This is a genomic window from Spirosoma pomorum (assembly GCF_054776615.1).
This window is the reverse complement of sequence record NZ_BAAHBP010000004.1, coordinates 1-13,245: the sequence shown is the minus strand read 5'-3', so window position 1 is coordinate 13,245 and position 13,245 is coordinate 1. Positions and strand designations below refer to the sequence as shown.

Genomic DNA, 13,245 nt, shown 5'->3' with positions numbered 1-13,245 from the left:
GGCGTATGATCAATTACATCAATCCGGATTCCATTCTCGATAAAAAAAATGATTAATCGCTAACCATTATACCGATATGACAATGTGCTATTTCAGTCCGGACATGGACCCCGATACGGGCGGGGAAGATATTCTGAACCCAAAAGCCGAGGCCGAGCTAAGCCACGACCTCTACGACGACGAAACGGCTTATGAAGAGCGGGGCGAAATCCGGAAGGGCATTTTTGAGGAAGACGACCGCCACGAAAGCTCACTGACTACTGACACCCAGGTGGGCGACAATGAGAATGTAACACCGGGGGCCTAGGCCAACTCAGCAAATCATGTTCACCCACTGCCATAGTTGTCTGCGACTACGACACTAACTGAATGGCAACGCAATACAATCAGGACGACATCGACCGATACGCTGGTTTAGCCAAAGCCTATTGGGCTAGTGCTCTACCTCGTCGAGCGTCCTTCGTCTGCCGTCGAAGCTCCTCCATTTCTTCCGCCTGACGAGTTCGTAAAGCCTGACGGGTCTGGTTGTGCCGCTGCTCTAGGGTCGCCAAGGCCTGCTGATGCTGCTGGCGAAGTTCGAACAGATCTCCACTACACTGCTGACGTTGCTGTAGCTGCACCATCAGTAGGTTATTACGTATCCCCTCCTCGTGCGTAACAAGTCGGCGCCACTCAGCCGTATGCTTGCACCGCAACCGGGTTTGCTGGTGAGCCCATTCATCTTTGGGCAACTCGTAGAAAGACATAACAGGAAAGCAGCTTCACGCTGGCAATATTAACGTAATTGTAAGCAACTGACATTCAACGACTAGTTCGTTCATCGCGCGGAGATTAGAAGGCTGGACCGGTTTTAAAATAACCCTGCGTACGCTTTGGGCAGCGCGGTTAATGGCTTGATGCGAATGTCCCGATAAAAGACTTCAGCCGCTTCACTTTGTAGCTGTATCTTCCCCTGCCGCATGGGAATCTCCTGCCCATCAGGCTTTGTGTAGCGAGAATCCTTCAGTACCATTACTACATGGCCGTTGACGATATGGAGGCTTTTCCCCTCGAAGCAAATCAGTTCCAGCCTTGTCCACTCCCCCGCCGGGCTTTCGAAGTTCGCCGAACGCATGCAGTAATAATCCCCCCCGCTTTTGAATGGGGCGAAGGGTTGTTTGTCGTCGGCCACCCGGTTCATGATTCCCTCTGACTGAAACGAGCGAATATCGATGGCGGAGTTCGCCTGGCACCAGAAATCCCCCATGTGTCCTTCCATCACCTGAAACTCCTGCGAGAGCATCCACGACCGCCAGTATTCCGCGCCAGCCTCACCAGTGGAATGATAAAGAATACCCGAATCCCGCAATTTGTTTTGTCGGGGTTCATACTTCTGCTTACCCCATTTTACGTCAAGGGTGAGGTGATAATTTTCGTAGGTCTTACGGGTGAACAAGCAGCCATACTTCTCTCCGCTTACCCGTAAGACGGGCCCTTCCGCTTCCTTCAGTACGGAAAAAACATGGGTCTCATCCTTATTATACCCAATAGGTGGTATCGGAGTACCCGTAGCGTCCGTTGGTAGCTTTCCATTATAGTCTGACTTATGGGCATAGCTTAGGTAGGTTTCCCACTGGGACAGATTTGAATCAAGCAGGGGTGTCCATTCATCGGGCTTTTGCATCGATGAAAGTGAAATCAGCAAACAGATCGATGCTAAACTAGTGATTGAGAGGACACGGTGTTTCATGGCTGGTTTCGGGCACGGGGCAATTGCCGATCTGCTAACAAAACTAGGTCAGACCCAGCGTGAAGGAATGGTACAAATCCATTCTTTACTGGTAAGTTTATAACTTTGGTAAAAGCCTATGAAGCGATACGTCCTACATTCTCCGTTCAATATCTACCATTTCGAAGCGACGAGCTGGGCGCACGCCGTTCATACCCATACCTACTTCGAGATCATCTTTATCCTAAAAGGAGACGGTACGCACAACATCAATGGCAATACGTTTGCCTATACGCAGGGTGATGTATTTCTGCTGGGGCCAGAGGATTTCCATTCGTTTGCCATCCACAACCTAACCGAGTTTTGTTTTATCCGCTTCAATGAAGCGTTCCATACGCATCGGGCAGAGAACAAAGACAACGGGTGGCCGCCCGTTCTTGAGAGCTTACTGACGACCTCTTCGCAGAGTCGGGGTTCGATTGTTTTACACGAGCCGGAGAAGCAAAAACTACACGCACTGCTGGCCGTATTGGAGGAAGAATATGACCACCATCAACATACCCCTCATTTTGACTTCATCCGGGACAGCCTGCTGCGGAGTATGTTAATGATCCTGGCTCGTAACCTCTTTGGTCAGACATCGACCCAGCCCGTTGTCAATAAGTCCGTCGAAGCGATTCTCCTGTACATCCGTCAGCACATTTACCAGCCTCAAAAACTCACGATCGACAGCTTGGCCAATGCGTTTCATTATGCACCTGCTTACATCAGCATATTCTTCAAGAAGCAGACGGGTGAGTCGATCAAGCATTACATCATTCGCTACAAGATCAAGCTCATCGAAGCTCGACTGTTATACAGCTCGTTAAGCCTGGCCCAGTTGGCCGATGAGTTCGGCTACACGGATGAGAGTCACCTGTGCAAACAGTTCAGGAAGTACACGGGGAGAACACCAATCTCGCTGCGTCACCGCGTCAACGAGTAGGACATATTCAGAACAGAAAATCTCTTGGGGAAGCAGCATAAACCGTTGCGGAATCTTCTCGACAGATCCTACAACGGTTTAAGTAGGCAATGAATAACATCTGGTCTATACAACCAGATCCAGCAGCAGCACGCCCACCAATCCGATGATCGATACGATTGTCTCCATGATTGACCACGACCGGATCGTCTGCGAAATGCTCAGGTTGAAATACTCCTTGAACAGCCAGAAACCGGGATCATTGACGTGCGAGAACATCAGACTCCCCGAACCAATGGCTAATACCATTAATTCCGGCTCAACGGATTGCGCCTGAATCAGCGGCAGCACAATACTGACCGTTGTCAGACCCGCAATAGTTGCCGAACCAACGCACACCCGAATAAAGGCGGCAATACCCCAGCCCAGCAACAGTGGCGGAATCGATAGCCCGCTCAACAAACTCCCGATGTACTGGCTGGTTCCGCTATCCGCAATGATCTGCTTCAGTGCGCCCGCCCCGGCAATTACCAGCAAAATGGGCGACACGGCTTTGATCGCATCCTCCAGATCCTTCGTAACGGCTTTCATGGTCTGCCCCCGTCGAAGACCCAGTGCGTAAATGGCTACCAGCACCGATAACAGCATGCCGACGTAGGGCTCAGCCAGGAGAGCAACCAACGGTTTCAACGCCGACGTATCCGGCAAGCTCGTCTTGAGCGGTCCAAACGCGGTGAGCAGAATAACCGGCAGCAGGGCAACGAAAAAACTGATCCCAGTACCGGGCAGATTTTCGTCGGGCACCTCCCGAATATCGAACAGTTCGCGGTTGGGTGAGGCAGGAATATTGACCAGTGTTTTGCCGAATATCGGTCCGGCAATAATGATCGCTGGGATCGCTACGATAATGCCGTACAGCAACGTCTGGCCAATGCTGGCGTTCAGTTGCCCCGCCACCGCCGACGGTGATGGGTGCGGAGGCAAGTAGCCGTGCGCGACAGATAGAGCAGCCAACATCGGGATGGCGACCGAAAGCAGGGGTAAGTTCAACGTAGCGGCAACGGTAAACACCAGCGGTACAACAATAATGAATCCGGCATTATAGAAGAGTGGAATACCAATGATGAATCCGGCAACGGCCAACCCCCAGCGAATATTTTTGACGCCGAAGAGACCTACCAAGACGTTATTGATACGTCGTGCGGCTCCACTTTCGGCCACCAGCCGTCCCAGCATGGCTCCAAAGCCAACGATCAAAACCAGATCGCCGAGCGTTCCACCGATTCCCGTTTGGATGGCTTTCCCCACTGCCGACACCGTCATTCCGGACGCCAGCCCGATACCGATGGAAATTAAAACGAACGAGATAAACGTATCCAGACGGACGAAGACAACCAGGAAAACGAGAGTCAGAATCCCGATCAACGTTAGAATAAGGGGCATAAGCGGTGGGTTAACGGCCGGGAGCGGACCTCTTAGCCCACCCGACTTACCTCGACAAAGTCTGCTGTACCAGCTTTTCTACTTCATCCGCCAAGCGATTTCGCGGATCGACCGACACGATGTGCAGCCGGGTACTGGCATCGTAGCCAAAGCTGGGCAGCGGTTCCAGGAAATGTTCGTTGGCCGGATAGATCAGGAAAAGGTCATCAGCCCCGTATTTTTTTCCGTAGGCATACAGTTGATACAGATCGGCCTGATCAATGCCATAGCTACTGCCCGGCTCCCGACTGTCGATCCGTTTCCATTTCGTATCGAGTACGAGCAGGCGGTCAGCCTGACGAATAAGAATATCGGGACGCAGTTTAAATTTCGGTATGCCCGCGTGTTCATCGACCAAATGGGCCGACGATTCCTGCACCGTTACCCGATCCGATTCGGGCCAGTACGTTCGAATACCATAGGTTACGTAATCTTCGAATACCTGCTCCATCGGAAAAAGCAACGACAAACTCCCCGTCGAGCCAGTTTTTACCCCGTAGGCTCGTTGCCCCAGCAAGGCTTCGGCCCACCGCAGCGCCGATTCGTACCGGGCAAATAATCGATTAGTCTGCAGACTTTCCCGCAGGGCGTCCGCTACCGAATCAACCGGGGCAACGTCGTCCAGCAAGGCCAGCAACTGCCGAATCCGTTGTTGCAATGCCGGAACGACCGTACGATGCTGGAGATAAAGCAAGGTTGCTTTCAGCACGCGATTCGGCGGGACGTCCGCCGTCAGCCGATCATACCGGACGGCCAGGCGTTCCGCGTGCCAGGCATTCTCGCGCTGCTGCCGACTGGCCTGAAACTTTCCTTTCCAATAGCGCTCATTACGTTCCACCGCCCGGTACGTCTGCTGAATCCCCTGCCCGGCCAAGGTTTCCACTGTCGTTAGAAACGTCGATACGAACACATCCCAGAGCGGTAACTGAGTAGCGCTGGTCAGGGCGTTAGGCAGCGTTTTAAACGGACTGTGACGCAGGTAGCGCAACATACGCAGCAGGCTGGCCCGCCCCTCGCCCATCGTACCGACTTTGGGCAGAATTTCGAGCTGAATATCCCGCGACACCATCAGCAAACCAACGTAATTACGTACCCGGATCAAGTCGCGGCCTTTCTGCCGGAATAAAGTTAGCAGTTCGTCCGCGCCCTCTGTTTCCAGCACAAACTGACGAATGGCCTGAAACACAGCATCAGGAACCGAAACCAAGCCTGGCAACTGATTCGCCGGTGCATTTTCGCTACCAATCAATCCGTTTTCTAACACGGCTACCAGTTCAGGACGCTTCATTCGTTACGAACAACGAAAAGGGCCTGGTTTATCAACGCCAAGCCCTTTTGCTACTTTTTATCCAGTTATTTATTGCCCGAACGTGATGGTTTCGAGCGTGATTAAATGATCGGCGGCAGGATCATCCTTATGAATAACGAAATATACGTCGTGTTTGCCTGTTGTAGCGGTCACTGGAGCCCGTTTTGTCTGATAGTTGTCCCATTTACCGGTACTCTCGTAAGCCAGCGTGCTGATTACGGGGCCCGTCGGCGAATCCAAATGCACGTCAATCGTAGCCGCCTGATCCTTGGACGAGTATTTGTAGTCGAGTTGGTTAATCCCCTTCAGGTCAATGTCCTTAAACATGAAGTACGCCTGATTTTTAGCTCCGCCCAGTCGTTTACCCTGTTTATTGAGGTTATGCAGTTTGTCGGCGGTTCCAGCATCGACCGTAGCGGGACGTAACACCAGCACGTCGTTCTGCGTCAGGGCCAGCTTGGCCTTGGGCATAGCCACATTTCCCTTATCGGTATACGACGCCGTCAGGACGTAGCGTCCGCCGGTTTCTTTACCAACGTGTTCCGCAAGCATGGCCGTACCGCGCTGAGGCAGCCGTACGTCGGGTTGCTCGTTCGACAGCGACAGGACGTATTTAACAATATCGGTGGCTTCCTCCCGCGATAGCTGAGGGTGGGCATTCATGGCGTGATCCCCCCAGACGCCCCCGCCCCCGGTGATGACTTTATTCGCCAGGCGGTTCAGCGCTTTGGCATCCCCCCGGTACCGCTTCGATACGTCCATAAAGGCCGGTCCAACGGATTTGCCATTGATCTGGTGGCAGGCTTTACAATCGCTGGACGCCATCAGCGTTTTTCCCGCGTTGTACGATCCCGTCAGCATCTGGTGTCCCAGCTGTTCATCATTTCCTACCACCTTCGGTACGTAATTCAGCGCTACTTTCAGGCGTTTGGGATCAATAAGTTTGTCTTCCTTATCCGTTACCGAAACTGCGTAGGCCAGGGCTGTCTTGTCCGGGAAAAAGAACGTACTGTTCGAGGCCGTATTGATGGCCACCTGCGGCTGTGTATTACCGACCTTCACGATCAGCGTATCGGTATGCTTCATCCCGGCGGGGTCGGTTACCGTCAATCTTACGTCGTACACGCCATTTTTACGAAACGTATGCGACGGATTTGGCTCAGTCGAGACTGCATTGCTATTGTCAAACCGCCATTCGTAGCGAAGTTTATCTGCTTCGTCAAAATCGTAGCTTTTCCGGCTGTCGAACGCAATCGTCAGCGGGGCCAGACCGATGCTGTCCTTGGCCGTGATCTGCGCGACCGGCGCCCGGTTACCGGGGTTAAAATCGATTCGCACCAGCCGAGCGTCGTCGTTGTCAATTCCGTAAACGGAGCCGTATTCCAGTACGTACATGACGCCATCGGGACTAATTTCCATATCAACCGGCCGACGGAAATCACCCTGCTTAGGCATGAACGCTTCCATGCTTTTGTAGTTCTGCTGCTCATCCAGCCGGACGGCATACACCCAGTTCCGCATCCAGTCGTACACAAACAACGCCTTGTCGTAATACGCAGGCAACTTGCCACTGGCTTTGCTGGCGGGGTCAAAATGGTAGACTGGCCCACCCATAGCGCAGCGCCCTCCCTTGCCCAGTTCCGGAAACTCACCCGATTCGTTGTACGGATACCAGACCATCGCTTTCTGCACGGGCGGCAGCGTTTTCGCCCCGGTGTTGTTAGGCGAGTTGTTCACCGGGCCGTTCGGATCAAAGAGTGGTCCAACGGCTTTCGTCGCAAAATCGTACTGGTGATACGGTTTACTATCGCCCACGAAATACGGCCAACCGAAATTGCCCGCCTGTTTCGCCTGGTTGAACTCATCGTACCCCCGCGGCCCCTGTTCGCCATCTGTACCCGAATCTGGACCGATTTCGCCCCAATAGACGATACCCGTTGCCGGATCAACCGAAATACGGTAAGGATTACGGCACCCCATGACGTAAATCTCGGGGCGTGTCCCCGGCATGCCTTTGGCAAATAAGTTTCCTTCAGGAATCGTGTAAGCTGGTGCGCCAGCAGGAATGTCGGCCGCGACGTGGATACGCAGGATCTTACCCCGCAGATCGTTCGGATTTCCGGCCGAGCGCTGAGCATCAAAAGTTGGGCGACCCGAGCGGGCGTCGATGGGCGCAAAGCCGTTCGACTCGAATGGAACCGTATTGTCACCGGTCGAGATAAACAGGTTCCGGTGGGTATCCCAGGCCATCGACCCACCCGTGTGCGCACTCACCTCCAGGTCGATGGGCACCTCGATAATGACCTTCTCCGACGCCAGGTCCAGCCCGCCATCGGTCCCAATGGTAAAGCGCGAAATGAGTTGTTTGTGCTGCTCACCCGTGGCTGCCGTGTAGAAAAAGTAGAGGTAACGATTCTTACTAAAATCGGGGTCGATGGTCATGCCCAGCAGCCCGTTCAGATATTTGTCGACGGCTTTCACCGGAAAATCGTGCAGCAACCGGGTTTTGCGGGTAGTTGGTTCATAGACGTAAAATTTGCCCGACCGTTCACAAAAAAATACCCGACCATCGGGCGCGACGGCCAGTTCCATCGGCTCGTTCAAATCGTTGGATAAGACCGTTTTGGTGAAGCGGTTTTCAGCGGGCGGCTGACCAGCCGATTGACCCAGCACACCGGACAACGTGCCGGCCACGAGCAATGAGGATAAGGTTAACGTAAATTTCATACGTCGGTCGGGGTTGAAACCCGGACAAAAAGTAGGGTTGATAGATACTAGTGGGCAACCGTGAAGGCAACAAGACAGTAGCCTTCACAATCAGACGAGTGGTCAAACTTCGACATTAGTCGGATTTGAGCAGTCGCCCGATCGTGAAATGACAAAAAACACCCCTTCTTTTGGCGAGAAATGACGCTACCCAGCGGCCCTTTCTATTTTTTCAACTGATACGCCCGGACCGATTGCTGGTTGATTCCAACGAGTAATGTATTCCCAATCGGTACTACGCTACGGACGTCGCCGGTTAAATTGAACCCTGACTGCGCGGGCGGTACTGCCCGGAAACCTCCCCGGCCATCGTTTTCCAGCAGAACGCCATAATTGGCATCAGCACGTCCAAAACGAATGCGGGTCTGCGCGGTATTACCGCACAGGAGCAAATCCTTACGTCCGTCGTGGTTCGCGTCCAGGGTCGTCAGCGTAAATACCGGTGAAACCTGAGCGGCCAGCGGCAGCGCTTTCTCTTCCAACTTCCCGCTGGTCGTACTGGCCAGGTACGTCGTAGTCAGTTGATTAGCGGTCAATGTCTTGGCATCCTTCAGTTCGTCGGCCGTAAACACATTGCTTAACGTAGCGTTAGAATACGTTTCATAGTTGGTAAAACGGGGCCGTAACATCCCGAGTTGATCGAGCAGTTCGTCGCGAGTAGCGTGCGGATAACTTTTCCCCTGTACGTACAAACACAAGACCGGATCGATCTTCCCGTTATTGTCGAAGTCTTTGTAGACCAGTTCCGCTGGCTCCTTATCGCTGGCCCGGCACTGCGTGTTGAGCCCCTGATTGCCGATAACCAAGTCAGGACGTCCATCACCGTTTAAGTCATCAACCAGGAGTTTGTTCCACCAGCCCCGGTATTCTTTAGGTAAATAGTCACTGGTTTTGTCCGCAAACTGTCCATTCTGCTGAGCCAGTACCGTAATGGGCATCCACTCGCCCACCACGACCAGTTCCGCTTTTTTATCACCGTTGAGGTCCGTCCAGGCTGCGTCGGTCACCATCCCAATTCTGGCCAGCGCTGGAGCCAGTTTCTCGGTCTGATCGCTGAATTTTGGTTCTCCGCCCGGCCCTTTGCCGGTATTAATAAGCAGATAGGAACGGGGCGCTTCGGGGTAGCGACCGGGCACGACCCGCCCACCCACGAACAAATCGGGTTTACCGTCGCTATTGATATCCGTTACCCGTACGCAGCTTTTGCTCGTCTGCATTACCGGCAGCGCAGCCGCACTTTTTGAAAATTTCCCTTTTCCATCGTTCAGGTACAGGCGGTCCTGCAAGCGCGCATCACCCTCGGGCTGAAAGTCGTTATAGCCACCGCTGCATACGTAAAGATCCGGAAAACCGTCGCCGTTGGCATCAAAGAAAACCGCGTCGGCATCCTCGCAACCCTTATCAACATCGAACGCCGGTTGCGCCAGCTGCGAAAACTGCCCCGATGGTTGCTGAATAAACAATGCGCCGGGCTTGCCGCTGCCGCCCCCGGCAAAAACGTCTTCCCGGCCATCGCCATTGACATCAGCTTTAACCAGACAAGGGCCGCCAAACGACTGCGCATTGACCAGCAGAGGTTGCCGTTTGAAATCATTGACTGTACTGGTCGGGTACTTATGCACTAACGGCGAAGTTACTTCCTGGAATAGCGGACTCGCGGTGGTCCGGGCTGGCTTCCCGCCCGCCCGGGCATCTTTTTCCTGGACAACCAGCAATTGATCGGCTTTTACGTTCGTCACATGTTGTTGCTTACCCGTTGGCCAGGTCACCCGGATCGAATCGATTATTGGATCGGTGCCCAGACCAAAATGCAATCGGGGTGACACGCTTGACTGATAGCCGCGGGTAGGCATCTGCTCCAGGTATTGTTCCTTTCCGGCCCGGTACAACGTAACCGAAGCTCCCACACCCTGCGTATTGGCCCCTGCTCCGATCAGCTTCAGCGCCAGATAGTGGTGTTTCTGCGTCTTGTTAGCGTCGTTCTGGTAAATAAAAGCGGGCTGATTCGTGTTGTTTACGACCAGATCCAGATCACCATCGTTATCCAGATCAGCGTAGGCCGCGCCCGTACTGTTCGACGCCTGCGACAGCCCCCAGGCTGCTCCAATATTGGCAAACGTCACTTCGCCACCACCACGCTGGTTTCCCAGCTGATTTCGGAACATATAGTTCGTTACGTTCGACGCGGGCATCTGGTGCACCAGTTGCAGAATGTCCTCCCGACTGGGATTAGCGGGACGATTCTGCATGAAATCGTTCATGTACTTTAAAAAATCCAGGTTGGTATAATCCCGAACGTAGCCATTGGTTATGTACAGATCTTTCCAGCCATCGTTGTCGTAATCAGCCATCAACGGTGACCAGCTCCAGTCGGTATTCGAGATTCCTGCTAGCTGTCCTATCTCCCGGTATGTGGGCACCCCAGCCTTGTCCGACCCATTACTGATCTGGAGCATATTCCGCATATTCTGGTGATGAAATCCGGATGCTACGGCCAGCGCGTACTTTTCGTAGTTATCAGGCGCCATCAGCAGTTTCTGCCGCTTGTTATCTTCGGGCAGCATGTCGAGGGTAAAAATATCGGGCCGCGCATCGTTGTTTACATCGGCGACGGCGTTCCCCATCGAAAAATTGGAGGTGTGTCCAACGCTTTGTTTTAGCACATCCTGAAAGATTGGCCCGCCCTTTTTACCCTGATTGATGTAAAGGTAGTCTGGCACTCCATAGTCATTCGATACGTAGAGATCCGGCCAGCCGTCCCCGTTTAGATCCGACACGCCAACGCCCAACCCATAGCTCAGCGTCGAGCTACTCATGCCCGACTTGCTGGTCACGTCGGCAAACCGGTTCCCCGTATTTTGGTAGAGCCGGACGCCGATTTCGGCATTAGGCTGTTTCATCAGTGCGGCCGTAGCCGATGGGTCCAGAATAGGTAGCAGTCGGGGATTATGATTCAGCTGAAACAAATCCAGATCCCCATCGCGATCATAGTCAAAAAAGACCGCCTGCGTGCTCTGTACGGGCTTATCCAGGCCATAATCAGCGGTACGATTAGTAAAGTGAGGTATGCCTTGCGCATCAGGCCCATCGTTGATGAGCAATTCCGGAATACGGTTTTCAGGACGTATGGTACCCGAACGCGAGATGTAGAGGTCAAGCTTGCCATCACCATTGACATCGGCCATTGTCACGCCCGTTTTCCACGCATCATCCTTTCCGCCCGCGCCCGATTGTGCCGTGATATCGGCGAAGCGCATATTCCCTTTGTTGAGATATAGCTTATTAGGGGCCATGTTGGCCGTAAAGTAGATGTCATCGAGACCGTCGTTATTCATATCCCCTACCGCGACGCCACCGCCATTGTAGAAGTACTCATACATCATCACGTTGGTGTTCAGCCCTTCGGTCAGATTGTTACTGAAGAGGACACCGGTTTGATCGGGCGACAAGAGCGTGAATAGAGCGGGTCCGGTCGGATTATCAGCAGTTTGAGGGAGGGAGGATGAATCAGAGGAGTGCTGACAAGCAGTTGTGGCAAACAGTCCAACGGTTAGCGTAAGGTAAGTAAAGCGTTTCACGGCGGGCAAGTAAAATCACGCATCTATGCAGTGATCAATTTATCTTCTAAAAATAACTAAAAAATGCCAGCACCCGAAAGCGCTGGCATTTTTGATCTTCCACAAATCGTGTGTGTACTACCGATTTAGTAGCCTGGGTTCTGAATCAGCTTGTTGTTGCGGTTCATCTCGTCCCGGCTGATGGGCAGGTAGTACATCTTGTCCAGCCACGCCCGGTTCTCCTTGCCCGGATCGATCTCCACCACCCGGTACGTGTAATCGTAGCTGGTCGGATCGTACTTATACAACGATACCGTCTTGCCCGCTTTCAGCGTACCCGTGATGCTGATGGTGTTGGCTTTGCGGCCCAGCGTCGATGGCGCAATCATCCACCGACGAGCGTCGTGGTAGCGCTGCTCCTCGAACACCATCTCGATCCGCCGTTCGTTGCGGTACCGCTGCCGCAGCGCGTCGCCCGTTTCCGTCAGCGCCGGCATACCCGCCCGGAAACGAATCTTGTTCAGCCAGCTCTTCGCTTCGGCATCTTCGCCCAGTTCAATACACGCTTCAGCGTAGTTGAATACCGCTTCCGTGTAGCGGAAGAAAGGCCAGGGAATCTGCTGGTACGTGTTCTGATCAACAATCTCGGGGTTTGGGTCGATGAACTTACGCATGTAGTAACCGGTGTAGCTACCGTTCCAGTCTTCTACTGTACTCTTGCGGGTGTCCAGACCAGCAACGGAAACTTTACCGCTGCCGCTGGTTACTTCGTACTGACCCGTCTGGATTTGGTTGGCCGGATCTTTAGCCGCTACGTCAGCGGTACGCGGTTTCCAGGGCGCCCCGTCGTAGAGAATCGACGCGTAGAAGCGCGGATCGCGGTTGGCGTACGGCGTCGTCGCTTTCGTTGGATCGCTCCAGCTGAACTTCGACCCGTCAATCATTTCGTAATCATCAACCAACAAGGACACTGGTGTGTTACCTGCCCAGTTGTGGTAGCCGTTCGGTCCGTTAAACAAACCCTGCTGGCCACCCGCTTCTGGCTTCTGATTAATAAACGACCGCGAGAACAGTACGTCCTGATCGCCACCGCTACGCGATAACGCGATATTCATGTAGTTCGTCGTACCAGCATCTTTACTTGCAGGTGCTGATAAACTCAGCTGATAACCACTCGTTGCATCCAGTACGGCTTTAGCAGCAGCTTTTGCTTTCTGCCAACGATCCGACCGGCTGCCACTCACGTAGCCCAGCAACGCAGGCTGGGCGAAGGCCGCGTGCGCCGACGATTTTGCCTTTGCTGTAGCCGCGTCATACAGGTCACTGGCCGCGTAAGTCAGCACCCGGGCTTTCAGCGCCAGGGCCGCCACCGAATTAGCCCGCCCTTTGGCCAGCGATTTGCCTTTCAGCAGGGCAGCCGCTTCATCGCAGTCCTTGGTGATGAAGTTGATGCACTCCT

9 protein-coding genes are annotated in these 13,245 nt (G+C 53.5%); 2 read left to right on the top strand and 7 right to left on the bottom strand.

Annotated features, from left to right (window positions below):
• Positions 1-76: 76 nt before the first annotated feature.
• Complete coding sequence (locus ACYVAD_RS09065; RefSeq protein ID WP_461139181.1) at positions 77-307, top strand: hypothetical protein; 231 nt, start codon at positions 77-79, stop codon at positions 305-307.
• A 118-nt stretch (positions 308-425) separates the two neighbouring features.
• On the opposite strand, the gene ACYVAD_RS09060 is transcribed toward ACYVAD_RS09065, so the two are convergent.
• Positions 426-746, bottom strand: a complete 321-nt coding sequence (locus ACYVAD_RS09060) for a hypothetical protein (protein ID WP_461139180.1) — start codon at positions 744-746, stop codon at positions 426-428.
• A gap of 104 nt (positions 747-850) precedes the next feature.
• Entirely contained in the window at positions 851-1,663 is an 813-nt protein-coding gene (locus ACYVAD_RS09055; protein ID WP_461139179.1) for a 3-keto-disaccharide hydrolase, read from the bottom strand.
• Positions 1,664-1,847: 184 nt separating this feature from the next.
• On the opposite strand from ACYVAD_RS09055, the gene ACYVAD_RS09050 reads away from it, so the two are divergent.
• Positions 1,848-2,693, top strand: coding sequence for an AraC family transcriptional regulator (locus ACYVAD_RS09050; RefSeq protein WP_461139178.1), 846 nt, complete (start codon positions 1,848-1,850; stop codon positions 2,691-2,693).
• Between the two features lie 105 nt (positions 2,694-2,798).
• Here the strand turns inward: ACYVAD_RS09050 and ACYVAD_RS09045 are convergent, their stop codons facing one another.
• The 5 genes from ACYVAD_RS09045 to ACYVAD_RS09025 form a co-directional block, all read right to left on the bottom strand.
• Entirely contained in the window at positions 2,799-4,115 is a 1,317-nt protein-coding gene (locus ACYVAD_RS09045; protein ID WP_461139177.1) for a gluconate:H+ symporter, read from the bottom strand.
• 46 nt (positions 4,116-4,161) lie between these two features.
• Positions 4,162-5,442 carry an McrC family protein gene (locus ACYVAD_RS09040; RefSeq protein ID WP_461139176.1) on the bottom strand — a complete coding sequence of 427 codons (1,281 nt, stop codon included), beginning with the start codon at positions 5,440-5,442 and terminating at the stop codon, positions 4,162-4,164.
• Positions 5,443-5,511: 69 nt separating this feature from the next.
• Complete coding sequence (locus ACYVAD_RS09035) at positions 5,512-8,190, bottom strand: PQQ-dependent sugar dehydrogenase (RefSeq protein ID WP_461139175.1); 2,679 nt, start codon at positions 8,188-8,190, stop codon at positions 5,512-5,514.
• A gap of 203 nt (positions 8,191-8,393) precedes the next feature.
• The gene (locus ACYVAD_RS09030; protein ID WP_461139174.1) at positions 8,394-11,807 is read right to left on the bottom strand and encodes a VCBS repeat-containing protein; all 3,414 of its coding nucleotides are present in this window, start codon (positions 11,805-11,807) and stop codon (positions 8,394-8,396) included.
• Between the two features lie 125 nt (positions 11,808-11,932).
• A partial coding sequence (locus ACYVAD_RS09025) for a RagB/SusD family nutrient uptake outer membrane protein (protein WP_461139173.1) occupies positions 11,933-13,245 on the bottom strand: 1,313 nt, incomplete at its 5' end.